11 protein-coding genes are annotated in these 21,401 nt (G+C 38.0%); 9 read left to right on the plus strand and 2 right to left on the minus strand.

Annotation, left to right across the window (positions count from 1 at the left end):
• The first annotated feature begins 280 nt into the window (after nucleotides 1-280).
• The gene (locus tag FW778_RS18770) at nucleotides 281-1,123 is read left to right on the plus strand and encodes a sugar phosphate isomerase/epimerase family protein (protein WP_150416403.1); all 843 of its coding nucleotides are present in this window, start codon (nucleotides 281-283) and stop codon (nucleotides 1,121-1,123) included.
• Between the two features lie 252 nt (nucleotides 1,124-1,375).
• Here FW778_RS18770 and FW778_RS18775 read toward each other — a convergent pair whose 3' ends face one another.
• Nucleotides 1,376-2,428: a phosphotransferase enzyme family protein gene (locus FW778_RS18775; RefSeq protein ID WP_235906442.1), complete on the minus strand. Its 1,053-nt coding sequence runs from the start codon at nucleotides 2,426-2,428 to the stop codon at nucleotides 1,376-1,378.
• A 141-nt stretch (nucleotides 2,429-2,569) separates the two neighbouring features.
• Nucleotides 2,570-3,595, minus strand: coding sequence for a LacI family DNA-binding transcriptional regulator (locus FW778_RS18780; protein WP_150416404.1), 1,026 nt, complete (start codon nucleotides 3,593-3,595; stop codon nucleotides 2,570-2,572).
• Nucleotides 3,596-4,322: 727 nt separating this feature from the next.
• On the opposite strand from FW778_RS18780, the gene FW778_RS18785 reads away from it, so the two are divergent.
• The 8 genes from FW778_RS18785 (at nucleotide 4,323) to FW778_RS18820 (ending at nucleotide 21,393) form a co-directional block, all read left to right on the plus strand.
• Nucleotides 4,323-6,569: a glycosyl hydrolase family 95 catalytic domain-containing protein gene (locus tag FW778_RS18785; protein ID WP_150416405.1), complete on the plus strand. Its 2,247-nt coding sequence runs from the start codon at nucleotides 4,323-4,325 to the stop codon at nucleotides 6,567-6,569.
• Nucleotides 6,570-6,685: 116 nt separating this feature from the next.
• The gene (locus FW778_RS18790; protein WP_150416406.1) at nucleotides 6,686-7,984 is read left to right on the plus strand and encodes a sugar MFS transporter; all 1,299 of its coding nucleotides are present in this window, start codon (nucleotides 6,686-6,688) and stop codon (nucleotides 7,982-7,984) included.
• 118 nt (nucleotides 7,985-8,102) lie between these two features.
• On the plus strand, nucleotides 8,103-11,093 hold the full coding sequence (locus FW778_RS18795; protein WP_150416407.1) for a glycoside hydrolase domain-containing protein: 2,991 nt from the start codon (nucleotides 8,103-8,105) through the stop codon (nucleotides 11,091-11,093).
• A 16-nt stretch (nucleotides 11,094-11,109) separates the two neighbouring features.
• Nucleotides 11,110-12,468 (plus strand): Gfo/Idh/MocA family protein, encoded by a 1,359-nt coding sequence (locus tag FW778_RS18800; protein WP_150416408.1) that lies wholly within the window; start codon nucleotides 11,110-11,112, stop codon nucleotides 12,466-12,468.
• Between the two features lie 74 nt (nucleotides 12,469-12,542).
• Nucleotides 12,543-15,668: a DUF5107 domain-containing protein gene (locus FW778_RS18805; protein ID WP_150416409.1), complete on the plus strand. Its 3,126-nt coding sequence runs from the start codon at nucleotides 12,543-12,545 to the stop codon at nucleotides 15,666-15,668.
• A gap of 451 nt (nucleotides 15,669-16,119) precedes the next feature.
• Complete coding sequence (locus tag FW778_RS23280) at nucleotides 16,120-16,578, plus strand: exo-alpha-sialidase (RefSeq protein WP_202552347.1); 459 nt, start codon at nucleotides 16,120-16,122, stop codon at nucleotides 16,576-16,578.
• A gap of 383 nt (nucleotides 16,579-16,961) precedes the next feature.
• Complete coding sequence (locus tag FW778_RS18815) at nucleotides 16,962-18,167, plus strand: ROK family protein (protein ID WP_150416410.1); 1,206 nt, start codon at nucleotides 16,962-16,964, stop codon at nucleotides 18,165-18,167.
• Between the two features lie 88 nt (nucleotides 18,168-18,255).
• A complete protein-coding gene (locus tag FW778_RS18820) occupies nucleotides 18,256-21,393 on the plus strand; it encodes a SusC/RagA family TonB-linked outer membrane protein (RefSeq protein ID WP_150416411.1) in 3,138 nt (1,045 codons plus the stop codon).
• Nucleotides 21,394-21,401 lie beyond the last annotated feature (8 nt).

Consider the following 21,401-nt stretch of genomic DNA (forward strand, 5'->3'; position numbering starts at 1 on the left):
GAACCGGGAGAATTTGAAGTAAGAATCGGAGCATCCTGCGAAGACATAAAATTGAAAAAGGAATTTACGATAACAGCGGCTAAATGAAATGCGTTTATGAGGTTAAAACGGAGCAGGACGCTTTAAATAACCTGCTCTAATTATAAATCTGTTTTTTCTGATTCAGTAAAAAAATGCTAATTAGTTATTAAGCCAAAAAAATGGAAATTAATTGCATCTAAACAATGTTAACTGTGAAGCTCTTGTAGTTAATGTAATTTATTAATTAAAATATTTAAATATGGCAAACAGAAGAAATTTCATCAGAACGTCAACCCTTAGCTTAGCGGCCACCACTTTGCATCCACTTATCGACAAGGGTGCAAGGGTTATTAACTATGCGCCTGGCTCAAATGATTTATCCATCGGCATTGCTGATTATACTTTTGTTCATTTTGATATTACACAATCAATTCAAATGATGCAAAGAATCGGTATTCATTATATGTCAATTAAGGATTTTCATTTGCCTCTTGATAGTTCACAAGAAAAAATTGATGCGATAATAAAACAATATAAGGACGGAGATATTAGTGTCTATGCGGTTGGCGTTATTTATATGAAAACCAGGGATGCAGTTGATCGGGCATTTGATTATGCAAAGAAAGTAGGTGTGCCTCTCATAATAGGGGTGCCTGATTATGATCTTATTGATTATACAGAACAACAGGTAAAAGCCTATGATATAAGACTGGCTATCCATAATCACGGGCCCGAAGACAAATTGTATTCCTCCCCTGAAGAAGCTTACAAAAGAATTAAAACCAGAGATTCCCGTATGGGGCTTTGCCTGGACATAGGCCATGCAATGCGTGCAGGAGTTGATCCTTCACAAGCTGTTTTACATTACGGCAGTCGAATATTTGATCTGCACATTAAAGATGTAACAAAGGCGCAAAAGGACGGTGAGGCAATAGAGGCAGGGCGGGGCATTATTAATTTCCGGGCATTGATAAAAGCACTACGCAAGATAAATTATACAGGACATTGCAGTATCGAGTTTGAAAAGGATATGAAAGATCCTTTGCCGGGCATTGCGGAGTCAGTGGGGTTTTTTAGAGGAGTGAACGACGGCAGTGTTTGAAAAGATGTATAGTTAGAAGATGACAACAGCATCGAACTATCTCAAACGAAGAATTAACGATATAAGAAACGATTGAAAAATTTAGTGTACTGGCGAATGAAGTGTAAGTTGATTTCGAAAGTCCGCCAAAACCTCACACGGCTAATAATCCGCTATCTACTAATTCTTAACCTTTATTACTTCTGCTAACAACTTGCAGGACGTTATTATTTGGTATTTATATTGGAAGAGAGATATACGGGCTTGAAAAAATTATTTACCTTCTATAAGTCTTTGCAAACTTGCTTCATTTTCCATCAAGCGGCGAAGCAACATTACTTGGTTACCGGCTCTTACAAAATTCTGATCTTTATATTTAGCGCCGTAATAAACATCATTGTTTAAATAATCTGCAAGAAAGCGAATTGCCTGCATGTATATCATGAATTTGCCGGCATAAATAAAATGATTCTTTTCTTCGGTTGATAATTCATTACTCATCTCACTCATATAGCCTTTCCAGATTGCAGCAAAATATTCTTCTCGTATTTTTATTTTGGAGAAATCTTTTTCTTCTTCGTCTACAGGTGACAGGTAGGTTCTTATCATGTCGCCCACATCACTGATGAAATATCCTGCCATTACCGTGTCAAGGTCAATCACACATAATCCTTTATCATTTTTGTCAAAAAGTACATTGCTTATTTTTGTATCATGATGTGTAACTCTTAATTTAAAAGCAGGATTGTGTAATATATGTTCATAAGTTTCAACAATTTTTTTATTTTTAGTTATGAAATTGATCAACTCTTTTGATTGTTGAATCCTCTCTTTATTCCCATTTTCTAAAGCTTCAGTAAATTGCTGGTACCTTAGCGAAAGATTATGAAAATCGGGTAACGTAACCCTTAATTTATCAATTGGGAAACCCGACAATAGTTTTGTAAACTGGCCAAATTTTTTGGCAGCTTCATAAGCCTGCTCTTTTTTCTCTACCGCGTTAATGGTATGCGATTGCCTTACGTAATGGCAAAGACGGAAATATCCTTTGCCATGGATGTGCACAATTTCTTCGTTGGTTGTTGTTTTTATTGGTCTGATAAATAAGAAGTCAGGATAAGCGTTGGCAAGGTAATCCGCCAACATTCTTACATTAGCGGCAATTGCCTCCGGGTGTTTAAACACCGTATGATTAATTTTTTGAAGAATATAATCATCGTGCGAATTTTTTATCCGCCATGTTTTATTAATGAGCCCGTTTCCAAAGAGTTCCACGTCAAGCTGGTTCTGCGATAAGTTATACGCAGAAAAGATTTCTTCCATCATTAAATGATATTCATTGTTGATCGTTATTGAACAAACTTATGCGAGTTACTGCTATTATATGTGCGCAACCGATTGTTCAATTTTTATAAGAATAATATCCTGGTAAAGTTTTAAAATTGTGTATGCCCTAAACGAAATTTTCTATTTTTTATGAATTATCAACTGTCCTTCAATTAGAATATTATGATATTTTTTTTCCTCCTCATCTGGTATATTATCAGCATTAAACAGATCGAATAATATTTCAGTTGCTTTTTTTGCCTGCTCATAAGGATATTGCTCAACAGATGCAAGTGGCGGAAACTCGAGGTAATTTATTATCGGTAAATTAGCATAGCTAACAAAAGAAATGTCCTTATTTATTTTAAGCTTCGATTTTCTTGCATATTGAATTGCGTCTAATGCAACATAGTCGTTAATTGTTAAGATGGCTGTTGGAGGATATTTTAAATCCAATAAATTTTTCATAGCCTCGAAAGTTTTTACCTGTGTCAGGTCTGTAGTTACAATGAGAGATAAATCGATTTTAATTCTCTTTTTTTGTAACACTTCCATGTAGGTTATAATTCTTTCCTTACTCGACTTCATTTCTTCGGGGCCATTAATAACACCAATTCGTCTATGCCCTTTCGTTATGAGAAATTCAATTGCCTGTTTTGTGCCGGTATTGAAATTGGAAGCTACTTTATGAACCGTCGGGAGATCGGGAACCCTGTCAAAAAATACAACGGGTATATTATATTTTCGCAGGCTGATAAAGTGGTCGTAATTTTTGGTATGCTTTGATATAGAAACAATCAGGCCGTCTACCCGTTGATTTTTCATTGCTATCGCAATTTGTTTTTCCTGGTCTATATCATCATGCGATTGACCTATTAATACACTATACTTATTTATTTTGGCAACGTCTTCTATACCATTTATAGCTTGAGAAAAAAATTCTTCTTTGAGGTTCGGCAGTATAACACCTATGGTATGTGTCTTTTGTTGTTTAAAGAACAAGGCTGTTTGGTTAGGCTCATAATTTAATTCTTTTGCTAACTGCTTTACCTGCATTTTAGTGCGAAGCCCTATACTCGGGTGGTCATGCAATGCCCTGGATACAGTTGAAACAGAAAATTTCAAACGCCTGGCAATTTCTTTAAGAGTTGGTAATTTATTATCCATAAGCACTAAGTCCGCAAATTACAACAAATGCTGAAAACGATACGGAGGTTTAGTTGGTTGATCAATCGATTGCGCGAAAAGTTCCCTCGTATCATGTCGATTTTGTTTTTGACCAATTCTAAATCAGCCATTGAAATTTTTTTTGTAAAATCATCTTGCACGTTCATAGGCCGTTTTTGTTTTTTTATTTTAAAAAATCCATGTTGTTGAAAAATAGAACAAACGGTTGCGCTGATTTTTCAATCGTTTGCGTAGCAAAACTTCGGCTGCACAACGATTCCAGGTACAGCATTTATAAATAAAATATGTCAATTTAGTTCCGAAGCATTTAATACAATATTAATTTGCCAAAGAAAAATTGCGATATGTTATCATAGTAAGATGTACTTATTAACAATAATCTAAACCAAAAAATAGCGAATGAAAAATCAGTTGCTGCGTTGTAAAAGTGGCATGGTGAATTACTTGACCACGACGAGGTGCTATCAAGGCGTTGTTAACAATCATTAAATATGTTAATTGCTTATCCGATTGTACTTACGTGCCTGCTAACTCATGTTTTGATATTACCGGGTGCGTTGCCACTGCGCTAATTAACGCAGTGGAACCATATGACTCAGGGAGGAGATAAATTCCGGGTATGAAGGCGAATATCTCACGAGATTTTTAAATTCGCTATTGACTGTGTAGCCCTTATCTTGCTTACAAATTTTATAAATTGTGACTGATGTTAAAAGCCCTTCCTTTACTTTTTATTTTCTCTTTGGTTTTCTTTCATGCAGCAACCTCACAGGTAAGCATAAATGATAATCTTGTATTTGATTCGTTGCCTAAAAGGTGGGACGAAGCGATCCCCTTAGGGAATGGCATGTTAGGTGCGTTGGTCTGGCAAAAAAATGATAAGCTTCGATTTTCCCTTGACCGGGCTGATTTGTGGGACGAAAGGCCAGTGATAGATTTTTCTAAGTTCAATTTTAAATGGGTACAGCAGCAGGTTGCCAAAAAGCAATATGACACGGTCCAAAAATTGGGAGATGTTCCTTATGAGGCATATCCTTATCCAACAAAACTTCCCGCAGGCGCTATAGAATTCGACATGACATCTTTCGGCAAAATAAAAACTTCAATGCTGGACGTTGAACATGCGCTTTGCAAAGTAGAGTGGGAGAGCGGTATCGAGCTGGAAACGTATGTTTGTGCAAATGCCGGCTGTGGTGTTTTCACTTTTAAGAATATTTCAAAAAATATTGCTGCCAGTATTATTGCACCGCCTTATCGCACTAACAGGAAAGGCGTTGCAGGGAATTCCGTGGAGGGCCAGGGATTGGAAAGATTAGGATATCAACAGGGTGATATTCTTAAACGAAAAAACTTTCTTCAATATACACAACCTATAACTAACGGTTACGTGTATGTGATAACGGTGAAGTGGAAAGAACAGGGCAATGAAGTGAGGGGAATTTGGTATATCAATAAAGCCCGAGCTAACGTGAAAACACAGGATGCTTCTGCATTTGCTGACACCAGTTTTGCCAGGCATTGTTTGTGGTGGAAAAACTTTTGGAACAAATCTTCTGTGTCGATACCCGATAAACAAATTGAAAAGCAATATTATCTTGAATTATACAAGTTGGGCTGCGTTGCCCGGGAAGGCGCTCCCGCTATAACTTTGCAGGCTATTTGGACTGCGGATAATGGCAACCTCCCGCCATGGAAAGGCGATTTTCATAACGATCTCAATACACAACTTTCTTACTGGCCTTCTTATACCTCCAACCACTTGCAGGAGGCAAAGACCTTTACTGATTGGCTTTGGAAGATTAAAAAAGAAAATGAAAAATATACAAGGGAATATTTTGATGTTGATGGTTTGAACGTTCCCGGGGTTGTAACACTATCTGGTTACCCAATGGGTGGATGGATTCAGTATTCATTATCACCAACAATTGCTGCATGGCTCTCGCAGCATTTTTACTGGCAATGGAAATATTCAATGAATAAGAACTTCCTGCAAACAAGAGCCTATCCTTATCTGCATGAAGTGGCCGTCTTTCTTGAAAACATCTCTTACATCGAAAACGGGAAACGCAAACTGCCTTTAAGTTCCAGCCCGGAATATAACGACAATGATATTAGTGCATGGTTTACCAATGCTACTAACTACGATTTGTCCCTGATGAAATTCGCTTTTAAAGCAGCAGCAGAATGTGCCACCGCTATGAATAAAAAAGATGAGGCAATACATTGGCAAAAGATAAATGCCGAGTTGCCTGCATTGGATATTAATGAAACCGGTCTTACCATTGCTCCCGGTTTTACAAGAAAAGTTTCTCATCGCCATCATTCGAATCTGATGTCAATTTATCCGCTGGGATTATTGAACGCAAATAATGCGCATGATAAAATGATTATAGATTCATCATTACGCTGGATGGAAAAAACCGGCACTGATGAATGGTGCGGTTATTCATTTAGCTGGGCTGCTTCCCTGTATGCAAGAGCTAAGCAGGGCGACAGTGCCGCGAAGGAATTAAAAATATTTGCATCCAATTTTTGTTCGCCCAACAGCTTTCATTTAAACGGAGACCAGAAGGGTGGCCAATATTCTAAGTTTACGTACCGGCCTTTTACATTAGAAGGAAATTTTGCATTTGCACAGGGATTGCAGGAAATGTTATTGCAGAGTTATAGCGGTGTTATAGAGATTTTCCCTGCAATACCAGCCTCTTGGAAAGAGGTAAGTTTTAATAATTTACGTGCAGAGGGCGCTTTTTTGATCAGTGCTGTCAAAACTAGCGGAACAATAGACGAAGTTAAAGTACGTGCCGAACAGGAAGGAACATTGCATTTAAAACTTCCTTTCAAAACATTTTATCTTTCTGATGCCGCAAAGAAGTTCGTGGTAAAAGATGGAGTTGTCATCATTAAAATGAATGCAGGTGAGCAATTCACCATTGAGAATGGTTTTGAATGATTTCATGCAAACGATTGCCTGTTCATTTATTCTTTTAAAACGATAGTTTCAATTTTTACCATCTGTAACCTGTAATAATTATTTACCTGGCTGAATAGTATCAAAAAAAACCTTTAATGAAAAAATTAAATCGAACAACCTACGCCGTTATAATCATCGGCATCCTGTTTTTTATATTTGGTTTTGTAACATGGCTCAACGGAACGCTTATCCCTTTTTTAAAACTCGCCTGCCAGTTAAAAAGCGATACACAGGCATTTTTTGTAACCTTCAGTTTTTACATGGCTTATTTTTTCCTCGCCATCCCGTCATCTTATGTTTTAAAAAAGACCGGTTATAAAAATGGTATGGCGCTGGGATTGTTTGTTATGGCCATCGGTTCCATTATTTTTATCCCGGCTGCCAATGCAAGGAATTTTGGTTTATTTCTTACAGGTTTGTTTGTGCAGGGGATGGGACTGGCGCTGCTCCAAACCGCTTCCAATCCTTACATCAGTATTATTGGCCCCATTCAAAGCGCAGCAAAGCGAATTAGTATAATGGGTATCTGTAATAAAACTGCGGGTATGCTAAGCCCTATAATTGTGGGTGGATTGGTTTTAAAAAATGCAACCTCAATCGAAGAAAAAATTATGTCTGCTACTGATGTAAATGAAAAAGAAATCCTATTGAACGATCTTGCACACAGGGTGATCACTCCATACATAATTATCACGATCGTATTAGTTATCATGGCCGTTATGATTACCAAATCATCCTTGCCGGAAATTGCATCAGATGAAAAAGAAACCGATACTTACAAACCGGGTCCGGAAAAAACAAGCGTGTTTCAATATCCCCATTTAATGTTGGGTGTGTTATGCCTCTTCCTGTATGTTGGTGTGGAGGTAATGGCCGGCGATGCGATTGGTACTTATGGCAAACACATGGGCATGCCCCTGGACCAAACAAAATATTTTACTGCGTTTACGTTGTTTGCAATGCTGGCCGGTTATGTTATTGGCATTTTTACTATTCCTAAATTTATTTCACAACAAAGGGCGCTGGCTATCTCCGCGATTCTTGGTGCAATTTTTACAATTGGCGTTTTTGTTTCATCCGGTTATGTTTCTATAACGTTTATTGCACTGTTGGGCCTCGCAAACGCATTGATGTGGCCTGCGATTTTTCCATTAGCTATTGATGGGTTGGGAAAGTTTACCAAGTTTGCATCTGCCTTGCTTATCATGGGCATTGCAGGCGGGGCCATTATTCCATTGATCTATACCAGTCTCAGGGATAGCGCACATCTTTCAAATTCATTATCATTTTTAATTTGCATGTTTCCGTGTTATGTATATATTTTTTACTATGCAGTTAAAGGGTTCAAAGTGGGAAAGCCTTTTGCGCTTAAAGCCGTGGCGACTGCGGCATAATATTTTACAAACTACAATGTCAATCTTGTGCAAACGTTTGCCTGTTCATTTATTACGGTAAACTTGTAGTTTTAGGCTGGTTGTTATAGCCGTTTAATCAGTTTACTAAATTTCATTAATGAAAAAAGTTTTATCGGTATTTATCTTTCTCAGTATAGCCTCGGCGGCATTTTCCCAGGAGCTAAAATTTAGTAACTGTACCAATTGCTGGAACCCTGATTCACTGGGCAATCACAGGGTAGTTCTCGTTTTTAATAAACAGGGAAAATATGCAAAGGCCATCATTCCATGGCGAAGGAGAGACGAAAATCCACAGGCTAAAAGAATCATAGTCGAGGACGCCAAAACGAAGGAAAGGATCTTAAATATAAAAACAGGTACGCTTACCCGTGAGGTTGGTGAAGTTTATTTCGAACCTGTGTCAGGGGCTGGTACTTATTATTTGTATTACATGCCTTATAAAAATGAAGGCCGTTCCAATTATCCAAAAGGTATCTATTTAAAGCCGGATTCAACCGCTTCCGCAAAATGGCTCAGTGGTTTAAATAACAACAGCAATATTCCCCTGGCTTCGGTAAAAGAAATTCAATCTATCGACTCGTTCAATACTTTTTACCCGATGGAAATTATTGCGACAAAGTCTGAAACAGAACGGTTGATTCAAAAAAATAAATCCCAATCCTATTTAATTTTTCCTGAAGACCGCTTGCATTCTATAAGAATGACAAACGATCTACCGCAACGCTGGATCGAAATCGGCCCAAAAAATTATTTTAAAGGTGAGGCGATGAAAGGAGAAAACTTTGCTTTTCAATTAGGCATCTACGCATTTGAAAATCTTGAGAATGTAAAAATCAATTTTACCAATCTTAAGACTTCAGCCGGTAAAACTATTTCTTCAAATAATATTTTTTGTATAAATACTAATGGTGTTGACTACGATGGAATTCCTTTCACTAAAACATTGAATGTTGAACCAAACAAAGTACAGGCATTATGGTGTGGCATTGATGTGCCGGTAAATGCAACAGCGGGAACTTACAAAGGAAAAGTGATCATTACGGCAGATGGAAAATCACCCAAAGAAATTCAATTAACCGTTACTGTTAGTAATTCGGTTGCTAAGAACGGGGGCGTGAATGAGCCCTGGAAGATGACAAGACTAGGATGGCTCAATTCAACTATGGCTCAACAGAACACCTTGATAGCGCCTTACACAGCGCTTGTCGTGAATAACGACACTGTTGGTTTGCTGGGAAGAAAAGTTGTTATTAATAAAGACGGATTTCCCCAACAGATTCAAACTTTTTTTACACCTGAAATGACGGAGTATTCAAAGGAGCCAAACGATCTATTAACCGAGCCTATTCATTTTCATTTCACAAAAATGAGCGATGGGAAAAATATGGTTCTTAAAAGCCAGGGAGTGCAATTCATTAAAAAGGAACCTGGAACTGTTCAGTGGCAAGTTACCAGCAGCAGTGATTCGTTGAAAATGGAAGTATCTGCGTCTTTGGAGTTTGATGGATTTATGTCGTATAAAGTTAAAGTGACTGCTTTGCAGGATGTTAGTTTTAAAGACATCGTGATGCATATTCCTTTTAAGAAGGAAGTTGCAAAATACATGATGGGGCTCGGTCAGAAAGGAGGTTACCGGCCTGAAAATTTTGAATGGAAATGGGATGTAGCACATAAAAACCAGGATGGTGCATGGATAGGAAATGTAAATGCCGGGCTTCAATATTCGCTTCGCGATGATAAATATGTCCGTCCGTTAAATACCAATTTTTATTTGCAAAAACCTTTACTGTTGCCTTCTTCGTGGGGCAATGAAAACAAAGGCGGAATAACTATCGGAGTAAAAGGTAAATCTATTCTTGCCAATAATTATAGCGGTGAGCGCCAAATGAAAAAAGGAGATGTACTGTATTACAATTTCAATTTACTCATAACGCCCTTTCATACTATTAATACCGATTTTCAATGGGCAACCAGGTTTTATCATGCTTACAAGCCAATTGATAGCATTAAAGAAACTGGTGCTACTATTATCAACATACATCATGCAACTGCCATTAATCCATATATTAATTATCCGTTCATTGCATGGAAATTGATGAAAGCATATATTGATTCAGCACATAATGCTGGATTGAAGGTAAAAATTTATAACACCATTCGTGAATTATCAAATCATGCGTATGAAACTTTTGCATTAAGAAGTTTGGGCCATGAAATTTATTCAACAGGTAAAGGTGGCGGATTTAGTTGGCTGCAGGAGCATTTGGGAGATGATTATATTGCAGCATGGTTTGTTCCTGAATTAAAAGATGCAGCGATCATTAACAGTGGAATGAACCGCTGGCATAATTATTATGTAGAAGGCATGAACTGGCTTACGCAAAATGTGGGGATTGATGGAATTTATCTAGATGATGTTGCATTTGACCGTGTAACCATGAAGCGCATAAAAAGAGTGCTTACAAAAGATGGGCATCCGGGGATAATTGATTTACATTCTGCCAATCAGTATGATAAAAATGACGGGTTTAATAACAGCGCTAATTTGTACATGGAAAATTTTCCGTACCTCAATCGTCTTTGGTTTGGCGAATACTTTGATTATGAAAAAAATAATCCTGATTTTTTTCTTACCGAAGTAAGCGGAATTCCTTTTGGATTAATGGGAGAAATGTTGCAGGGTGGTGGCAATCCATGGCGTGGAATGGTTTATGGAATGACGAACCGGATGCCATGGAGTGATAATGCAGATCCTCGTCCTATCTGGAAAGTATGGGATGATTTTGGAATGAAAGGCACAAAGATGATTGGTTATTGGGTAGATGATAACCCGGTAAAAACCAGTAACGACAGCGTGTTAGCCACTATTTATAAAAAAGAAGGCAAGGTGTTGGTGTCGATTGCCAGCTGGGCTAACGACGAAGTGTACGTGCAATTAAATATTGATTGGAAAAAATTAGGGATTGAGCCGGCCAAAGCAACCATTACAGCACCCGAAGTTAAAAATTTTCAACATGCAAAGACTTTTCAATCAGATGAAAAAATTTTTGTTGAAAAAGGCAAAGGATGGCTGTTAATTATAAAATAAAAACCACTTAAATCTTATGAACAGAAAAGAATTTGTAAAAACAAGCGGCCTTGCAGCGGCAGCTTTTGCGTTTGCACCATCAACAAAATTTTTTGTAAGAGATGGCGAGCCGAAAGTTAAGATGGCAATAATGGGTGTTGGCGGCAGAGGGCAAAGTCATCTTGATCTGTTGCTGAGAAGAGATGATGTTGACCTCGTTGCCATTTGCGATGTAGAAGCGCATGCACTTGAAGATTCAAAAAAAATAATTGCAAAGAGCGGTAAAAAAATGCCGCAAATTTTTACCGGTGATAATTATGCGTGGAAGAGGATGTTAGAAATTAAAGGTGGCCTGGATGGAGTGGTTATAGCAACTCCATGGGAATGGCATAAACCGATGGTGATGGGTTCTTTGGAAGCGGGTCTTAAATATGTAGCAACCGAAGTGATATTGGGTCTGTCGTTGCAGGATCACTGGGATGTTGTGAAGGCAGCTGAAAAATACAATGCCAATGTTATGATGCTGGAAAATGTTTGCTATCGCCGGGATGTTATGGCTGTTTTAAATATGGTGCGCCAGGGATTGTTTGGGGAATTAATTCATTTACAGGGCGGCTACCAGCATGATCTGCGCGGAGTAAAATTTAATAATGGTTACGCCGGAAAAGAGCATGGTGTTGAGTTTGGGGAGAAAGCATATTCCGAAGCACATTGGAGAACAGAACATTCTGTTCATCGTAACGGTGACCTGTACCCGACGCATGGAATCGGCCCCATAGCGAACTACATAAACATTAACCGTGGTAATCGTTTTCTTTCTTTATGTTCTTTTTCGTCTAAATCAAGAGGACTTCATAATTATATTACCAAATGGGGTGGTGAAAATCATCCCAATGCAAAAGTTAATTTTAAATTAGGTGATGTGGTCACCACTTCAATCAACTGCGCCAACGGTGAAACTATTTTATTACAACACGACACCGATTTGCCAAGACCATATTCATTAGGTTTTCGTGTACAGGGCACCGAAGGATTATGGATGGATGTAAGCAAGACGATTTATATACAGGAAAAATCTGCAAATGAAGACCAATGGGACGATGAAAAAAAATGGTTAGACAAATATGATCACCCCCTTTGGGCAAGATGGAGCAAAGAAACTGCGGGTGCTGGTCATGGTGGCATGGATTTCTTTGTGATTCATGCATTTGTTGAATCCATCAAGCATAAAACGCCAACGCCGTTAGATGTCTATGATGCTGCAACCTGGAGCGTTATTTCACCATTGAGTGAGCAATCAATTGAATTAGGCAATCAGACGGTCGAGTTTCCTGATTTTACCGGGGGACAATGGATGTTTAGAAAACCTGTTTTTGCGCTAAACGATGAATATTAATGCTTACCCATTAATAAACGGGTAACAAGCGATTGGTTCATCCTCTTAATTAAATGCAATTTAAAATTTTCAATATGCGGAAATTATTTTTAATCGTATTTATCTGCGTGTGCTATTCATGCATTGCACAAAGCGATGCAGTAATTCATGAGTATAATAAAGCTTTTACAACCTATCCTTTTTCAGATCCTAATCCTGTTCCCTCATTCACTAAAATGTATCCCTATTTCCGGTACGACGGATTTACGGATAAACCCGTACAAAAAGAATGGAAAGTTGTTGAGCTTGAAAATGATTTTATTAAAATCATAATATTGCCGGAAATTGGAGGAAAGATTTGGTCGGCTGTCGAGAAATCAACGGGTCGCTCTTTTTTTTATTATAATCACGCGGTTAAGTTTCGCGATGTTGCATTGCGTGGTCCATGGACAAGCGGAGGGCTGGAGGCCAACTATGGAATTATGGGGCATACGCCCAATTGTGCTACACCAGTGGATTACACAACGCGAAAGAACGAAGATGGTAGTGTGAGTTGCATTATCGGCACCCTGGATTTGCTTACCAATACCAACTGGACAATCGAAATCAATTTGCCTAAGGACAAAGCTTATTTTACAACAAGATCTTTTTGGTATAATAATACCGATCTTGAAGAACCTTATTATCATTGGATGAATACGGGATTAAAAGCTAAAGGAAATCTTGAGTTTTTGTATCGCGGAAATCATTACCTCGGGCATGAAGGTGAGTATAGTGACTGGCCTGTAAATAAGCAGAACGGAAAGAAAATATCTTTTTACGAAAACAATGATTTTGGCGGGTATAAATCTTATCATGTATTTGGGCAGTATACCGATTTTTTCGGGGCGTACTGGCATGATGATGATTTTGGAATGGCGCGATATTCCGCTCATGATAATAAAGCAGGGAAGAAAATATGGATATGGGGGTTATCGCAACAAGGAATGATATGGGAGAAATTATTAACCGATACAGATGGCCAATATGTTGAATTGCAATCGGGGAGATTGTTTAATCAAACCGCTGATAAAAGTACATTTACACCCTTTAAACATAAAAGTTTCGCACCTTATGGAACTGATGTATGGACGGAATACTGGTATCCTGTTTTAAATACAAAAGGCTTTGTGGAAGCCAATGAATATGGGGCTTTGAACGTAAAATATGAAAATGGCTGGCTGAAACTTTATTTTAATCCTGTCCAAAAAATGAATGATGATCTTGAAGTGAAGGCAGGTGATCAAATCATTTACAATAAACGAATTCAAGCTTATCCACTTAAAACATTTGTTGATTCCGTTAAGATAAATATTGATCCCAACGATTTATTAATAACAGTTGGAGGTAACAAACTTATCTATAATTCAAAACCCGGCGCTTATGATTTAAGCCGCCCGCTTGAGGCACCAAAAGATTTTGCCTGGAATTCGGCGTATGGATTATATATACAGGGCAAAGAATTTTCTGACGAAAAACAATATGATTCGGCAGAGAGCAAGTTAAATGAGGCTATAAAAGCTGATCATAATTTTTTGCCGGCGTTAGTAGAGATGGCAGAACTTATGTACCGTAACATGCGCTACAGTGAGGCGCTTCAATTTGCCAAAAGGGCTTTAAGCATTAATACCAATGACGGGGGCGCCAATTATTATTATGGAATTATTAATGCCAGGCTGGGCAATATTGTCGATGCAATGGATGGACTTGACCTGGCGAGTCTATCTGTTGGCTACAGAAGTGAGGCTTGTACGGGTTTAAGTAATATATATATCAAACAAAAAAATTGGGACAAGGCACTGCAGTATGCGTCTAAGGCAACTGACTTTAACCGTTACAATGTTTCTGCATTACAAACTCAGTGTATCGCTTACCGTTATGAAAATAATCAACGTGCTGCTGACGAAGAATTGAATACAATTTTATCGTATGATCCATTAAATCATTTTGCGTTATTTGAAAAAAATCTATGGCAACCATCTGAAGAAAACAAACAACATTTTGCTGATATTATAACCAATGAACAACCTGCACAAACCTACCTCGAATTAGCGATTAGTTATTATGCCAGGGGCTGTAATGCCGAAAGCGAAAAAGTTTTAGAACTTTGTCCTTCAAACGATCTTGCAATTTACTGGCGGGCTTTTTTGCAAAATAAGCAAGGCAAATCATTTTCAAAATTATTAGCCGAAGCCGATAATTCATCTCCGGCTTTTGTATTTCCTTTCCGCCCGGAAGACGAAGAGATGTTGATTTGGGCCAAAGAACAAAGCAATAACTGGAGAGCGAAATATTATCTCGGCTTATTATATAAAGACAGGAATCGCATTAATGAAAGTCAACAACTTTTTATGGCCTGCGGAAACGAACCCGCATATGCACCCTTTTATGCTGCCAGGTCACTCCTGTTCGCGGGATTTACAACCGGCCAGGCGTTGACTGATCTTCAAAAAGCCATTGCTTTAGATAAAGATAATTGGCGTTATTATAAAATGCTCGGTGAATATTATATCGATCATAAAGAAAACGAGAAAGCAACAGATGTAGTTGGGCCTTTTTATAAAGCTCATTCAGGAAACTACATTATAGGTATTTTGTATGCAAAAATATTATTGCTGAATAAACGCTATCATGAATGCTTTGATCTTTTATTACATATAAATATTCTTCCTTTTGAGGGCGCTACTATCGGCCGAGAATTATATCACGAAGCCGGGTTAATGCAGGCTATGGATGAGATGAAGAGCAAAAATTATAAAAAAGCACTTTCATACATTAATGATGCAAAAAAATGGCCACAAAATTTAGGAGCAGGTAAACCTTATCAGGAAAATATTGATGAGCGTTTGGAAGACTGGATGAGTTACCTGTGTTATGAAAAAGCTGGCCAGCAAAAGCAGGCAGAACGATCCTTGCAAAAGATAATGGAATTCAATCCTAAAATTGAAAATACCGTTATTAATTTTTTCCCGGCAAATGAACTCGTAACTGCATGGGCTTTGGAAAAAATTCAATCGACTACCAAGGCTGCTGAATGGTTGCAGGAGGAGGTAAAAAAGTATCCCGGTAATAAGATTATACAATGGTGCCTGCAGGTTTTTAATGATGAAAAAGCCGGGACTGCCGATAACACTGACTCCGGGACTCGTTTAATTGAGAGACTAATCAATCTTCAACAGTAGCTTTTTTACAACGATTGGGAGGAATTTTATGCCGTTCAATAGCGGTTATGATAGCCCGTTATGATGTTTTTCTGCAACAAATTTTTTTTGGGAATGTTTTCAGAATTGGAAGTTCAATGAAAAAACCTGCCGTAACTTAATACTTACTTTTTGTATTAGCTGTTTTTCCAGGCAAGCAGTTTCTGTTTTTGTTTCGGGAACTGAAGGATATAAAACTTTTCGCATTCCAGCCATTATTGCTTTATCTAATGGGCTTCCGCTTGCCTTTGCAGAAGTCCGTGTAGATGGGTCAGGTGATATTGATATTTTTATGAAAGAAAGTATGAAGGCGAAGTAAGAAAAGGAAATAGGCTACGTGAATTTTGATATAAAACTTCAGCCTACGATGGCGTTACCTGGTCTGATGCAGTAAACATTACGACTTGGGTGAATAAACCCAAAACAGCCAAAAATGAACCCCGATTATAATTTTGCGGAAGATTGGCGCAGCTATGCCAATGCACCGGGGCATGCCATGCAGTTTCAACATGGAAAATATAAAGGGAGAATTTTTATTCCTACTAACCACTCTAACGGTAACCCGAAAACGCATTTTAAAGATTATGAAGCACATGGCTTTTTTACTGCTGATCATGGAAGCACTTTTCATTTGAGTGAGAATATAAATAAGGGCGGCAGTAATGTATCTATTGAACTTAGTGAGGGTAAACTGATGATGAACAGCCGCAATCAAAGTGGCTACGTTAAAGCACGTATCGTTTCAGTTAGCAGTGATGGCGGATTAACTTGGGACACTACGTATTTTGAAAATACATTAATTGATCCTGTGAATGAAGGAAGCTTATTAACTGTAGCGAATACAAAGGAAAAATATTATTGCATAAAACCTGGACGAAAGTTCATGTTATAGATAAAAGTGCAGATGGAAGTGAGGGTGATTACACCGGATATTCTGATATTGTAAAATTGAGCGGGAAAAGATCGGCGTGTTGTACGAGAAGGGAAATTACAGTGAAATTGTTTTTACTACTGTTAGATGGAAATATAAACGTTAGTTTTAGCCGGCGCTTAAAAATATGCCAATTCCCGGTTGGATCGATAATATCCTTAGTTCTACTTCAACCTATGCACTTACCCCAAGCAACGTTCGTTGTTGCTCTTTAAAGCCTTATTAAATTTCAAAATAAAAAATGGATTTCCTCATAACTTAAAAAAATAAAGCAATAATATTTCGAACTAATTAAATTTTTTAAAAAGTTTTGGCAAGTTCAATAAAAAATTTAATTTTGAAAAATGACCAGTAAAGCACTGCTTTATAAGAGAAAGATTCTAAAAGAATTGTGTTTTGGAAATGTTTTATCTGCGCTGGAATTAAGCATTCGAATTGAAAAGAGCCTTCCTTTAACTACCCGCATTTTGAATGAATTGGTGGATGAGCAAATTTTGAAAGAGAGTGGCTATGCCTCATCTACCGGTGGAAGGCGGCCGCAACGATATTCGTTGGTTGCAGGGAAAATGTATGTAGTTTCCGTGGCGATGGACCAGCTCGTAACCCGAATTGGTATTATTGATTTGCAGAATTGTGATATCAGTCTTAGCCAAAAATATAACCTGGTTCTTTCACATAACGACGCTTCACTTTCTACTCTCACCAAATATATTAATGGCTTTATCAAAAAGTCGGGAATAAAAAAAGATAAAATACTAGGAGTTGGAATTGGTATGCCCGGCTTTGTTGATGTGGATAAGGGAGTTAATTATTCTTTTTTAGACCACAAGGGTGAAAGCATACCGGCATATATAGAGGAAATAATTGAGCTTCCCGTTTTCATAGATAATGATTCAAGCGTCATAGCTTTAACAGAATTAAAATTAGGTTCAGCAATAAATACAAAGAACACAATGGTTATCAACCTGGGCTGGGGTGTAGGGCTGGGAATGATTATTAATGGAAAATTGTTTAGGGGAAATAACGGTTTTGCCGGCGAGTTTAGCCACATCCCGCTTTTTGAAAACAATAAACTATGTGCCTGCGGAAAAAGCGGGTGTTTGGAAACAGAAACTTCTTTATTGGTAGTAATTGAAAAGGCAAAAAAGGAATTAGATAAAGGCCGCGTTTCAATTATTAAGAAAATACCCGCGGATTTTGAAGAAGCGTGCAATACAATTATTAGTGCCGCCATTAATGGTGACCAAATGGCCGTTGAGTTGCTGTTGAACATGGCCTATGATCTTGGGAAAGGCATTGCTACGCTTATCCATATATTCAATCCTGAATTGATAGTATTAAGTGGAAGAGGTGCATCGGCAGGCAATATGTTATTGGCTCCGATACAGCATGCTATAAATAAGTATTGCATCCCAAGGCTGTCAGCTTATACTAAAGTAATCATATCAACTTTCAGTAAAAGCGCAGAGCTAATTGGGGGAGCGGCACTCGTAATAGAAAACTATGATAAAAAGCATTCAAAACAATTAATAACCTTGCTCAATAATTAAATGATTTTAAAAATTATGTACTGAAAAATAACACACGCATTATTCAATGGACTCTAAATTTTAAAAGTATAAAAAAAACCAAATTACAATGAAACAAAAATCAAAACGGCTGCTACTGTTTCTTTCGATGTTTTTTTGTGTTGTCGTAACGTCAGCACAGGAAAGGCAAATTACAGGAACAGTCAAAAACACAGACAATGCTCCTATCGCCAATGCCTCTTATCTTATTAAAGGCACCAAAACCGGGGGGCTTACTGATGAAAATGGCCATTTTACTATTTCGGTAAAAGGCACTAACCCAGTATTAGTATTTAGTGCTGTAAATTTAAAAACTAAAGAAGTTACTGTAGGAAAAAATTCTTTACTTGACATAACATTAGAACCTGCGGAAAATAGACTTGCCGAAGTTGTAGTCACGGCCCTAGGTATTCAGAAGCAAAAAAAATCCTTAGGATACTCTATTCAGGAAGTAAAAGGCTCCACTTTAGTGGAAGCAAGAGAGACGAATCTTGTAAATGATCTTTCGGGAAAAGTATCAGGTCTGCAAGTAGTGCGTGCAGGTAACGGACCGGGAGGTTCTTCTCAAATTATATTGCGTGGAAATAATTCTTTAACGGGGCTTTCGCAACCCCTTATTGTAGTGGATGGAATTCCGATGGATAATTCTACAGGACGTGTAGGTATTGGTGCATCTAATGGCTTTTATAATACATCACTCGACATGGGTAATGGTTTAAGCGACATTAATCCGGATGATATTGCTTCCATTAGTGTATTGAAAGGGCCTGCTGCTGCTGCGTTATATGGCTCTCTCGGTGGCAATGGAGTTATTTTAATTACCACAAAAACAGGTAAAAAGCAACCCGGTTTAGGAATTACTCTTTCATCATCAGTAGGATTTGAAAGCATCTTTACCAATCCTGATATGCAGAATTCATTTGCGCAGGGAAGTAATGGCAAGTATGATTCTGTTTCTACCATCAGTTGGGGTCCAAAAATAAATGGGCAAACAGTAACAGATTGGTCAGGTAAACCGGTTAAACTTCAGCCTTATGACAATGTTGCAAATTTCTTTCGTAATGGAGTTATTTCCAATCAGAACATTTCATTTCAGCAACAACTAAATTCAACTTCTATTTATGCTTCTTATAATCGTTTCGATGTTAAAAGCATGATACCAGGCCAAAAGCTTTCACGCAATAACCTTACGGCGAGGGCAGTAACTAAATTTGGCAATAATGAAAACTGGACATTAGATACTAAAGTTCAATTTATTAATGCGACCGCAGATAACAGATCCATTGAAGGACAAGACTATAGTATTTTTGGTACCATAAATAATTTACCGCGAACATTAGATATTCGCAATTTCGAAAATCCCTTAGATGCCAGCGGAAAAATGTTTTGGTGGCAAAAAGGGAGTGGTGCAAATCCTTACTGGACAGCAAAATACAACCTTAATTCAGACACCCGCAACCGCTTCATAATGTATGCCTCTGTTAAGCATAATTTTACGAAGTGGCTCATGGGCCAAGCAAGCGCTGGCGCTGATATGTATACGACAAACACAGAAGCAAAATTATATGCAGGAAGCCCCGGCAGTACTACCGGAAATTATAGTTTGGGAAGACAAACATACCAGCAAACCAATTATAGCGGGTTGCTTACCGCTAAAAAGGATAACCTGTTAGGAAGGTTGGGTGGTTCTGTTATGGTGGGTGGAAACTTGATGAAATGGCAGCAGTCTGAACTCAATGGCAGCGCCGGAACTTTGAAGGTTCCGAACTTGTTTTCTGTGAATAACTCTATTGGGAATCCTGGTGTTTCCCAGGCATTTAGCCAAAAGAAAATCAATTCACTTTATGGATCAGTAGAATTAAATTATGATGGTTATTTATTTTTGAGTAGCACTTTTCGAAATGACTGGTCATCTGCATTAAGCCCGCGAAACAATTCTTATTTTTATCCTTCTGTAAGTCTTTCTTATGTGTTTACAGATATGGTTAACCAAATGGGCGGCACGCTTCCTTCATGGTTTAGTTTTGGAAAATTAAGAGCATCTTATGCCGCTGCAGGTAGTGATCTGAATCCCTACGAACTGTATAATACCTATTATATCGGTACAGATCCTAACGGAAACACTACTGCGGGAAGAAACGGAACATTGTTCAATGACAGTGTAAGAAGCCAGTTAATTAAGTCTTACGAAGCCGGTGCTGAATTACGCTTCTTTCAAAACAGAATTGGTCTAGATGTTTCTATATATAAATCGAATGCTACCAACCAGTTAATTACGCTTCCTATGGACCCATTAAGTGGATACAGCGGCAGAATAATTAATGCTGGTAATGTTCAAAATAAAGGTATAGAAGTTACTGCTGATGCCCGAATCCTGACTAATCCGAAATCTTTAAACTGGACGCTCGGTGTTAACTTCTCCCACAATAAAACCACGGTGCCTTCTATTTATCCTAACGTAAACAAGTATCAGTTACCTGGTGGCGGTTTTGATAATATCCAGATTTTGGCTGTTGCAGGGCAACCCTATGGCGAGATTTACGGCACAAAGTTACTTAGAGTTGCCGACGCTAAAGATGCTAACTATGGCCAGCTTATCCTAACCACTAACGGCCTACCTCAAGCTACTACTGATATATCCAGGTTAGGAAACCAACAGGCAACGGCATTATTGGGCTTTACCAATTCATTCTCTTATAAAGGTTTTGGGCTTTCAGTACAACTTGATGCAAGATTTGGTGGAAAGATATTTTCTCAAACTTTAGATAATATGGAGCGAAACGGAACAGCCGCTATCACGGTAAACAATGGCTCAAGAGATTCAATGGTAGTGAAGGGAGTTTTGCTTGATCCAAGCACAAATAAATATGTTGCAAATACACATAGGATTTCTACACAGCAATATTGGGGAGCCACTGCAGGTTCTGGAAATACCGGAATTACAGAAACCAATTTGTACGATGCATCCAATGTGAGAATACGAAATATTCAATTGAGCTACAATTTTCCCAGCAAAATATTGAATAGTACTTTTATTCAAAAAGCGATTGTATCAGTATCCTGCAATAATGTATGGCTCATCAGCAGCCACATGCACGGTCTGGATCCTGAATCAGTATTCGCTACAGGTACACCTTCTGTAGGTTTTGAAAACGCAAGTCCGCCTACATCTCGTATATTTTATGTCAATTTATCTTTAGGGTTCTAATAATTAAC

The organism is Ginsengibacter hankyongi (assembly GCF_008710285.1).
GTDB lineage: Bacteria > Bacteroidota > Bacteroidia > Chitinophagales > Chitinophagaceae > Ginsengibacter > Ginsengibacter hankyongi.

Bases quoted from the DNA above. Each gene is read 5' to 3' on its own strand.
- FW778_RS18800 (WP_150416408.1), top strand. From the start codon at position 11,110: ATGAACAGAAAAGAATTTGTAAAAACAAGCGGCCTTGCAGCGGCAGCT.
- FW778_RS18785 (WP_150416405.1), top strand. From the start codon at position 4,323: ATGTTAAAAGCCCTTCCTTTACTTTTTATTTTCTCTTTGGTTTTCTTT.
- FW778_RS18770 (WP_150416403.1), top strand. From the start codon at position 281: ATGGCAAACAGAAGAAATTTCATCAGAACGTCAACCCTTAGCTTAGCG.
- FW778_RS18795 (WP_150416407.1), top strand. From the start codon at position 8,103: ATGAAAAAAGTTTTATCGGTATTTATCTTTCTCAGTATAGCCTCGGCG.
- FW778_RS18780 (WP_150416404.1), bottom strand. From the start codon at position 3,595: ATGGATAATAAATTACCAACTCTTAAAGAAATTGCCAGGCGTTTGAAA.
- FW778_RS18790 (WP_150416406.1), top strand. From the start codon at position 6,686: ATGAAAAAATTAAATCGAACAACCTACGCCGTTATAATCATCGGCATC.
- FW778_RS18815 (WP_150416410.1), top strand. From the start codon at position 16,962: ATGACCAGTAAAGCACTGCTTTATAAGAGAAAGATTCTAAAAGAATTG.
- FW778_RS23280 (WP_202552347.1), top strand. From the start codon at position 16,120: ATGAACCCCGATTATAATTTTGCGGAAGATTGGCGCAGCTATGCCAAT.
- FW778_RS18805 (WP_150416409.1), top strand. From the start codon at position 12,543: ATGCGGAAATTATTTTTAATCGTATTTATCTGCGTGTGCTATTCATGC.
- FW778_RS18820 (WP_150416411.1), top strand. From the start codon at position 18,256: ATGAAACAAAAATCAAAACGGCTGCTACTGTTTCTTTCGATGTTTTTT.
- FW778_RS18775 (WP_235906442.1), bottom strand. From the start codon at position 2,428: ATGATGGAAGAAATCTTTTCTGCGTATAACTTATCGCAGAACCAGCTT.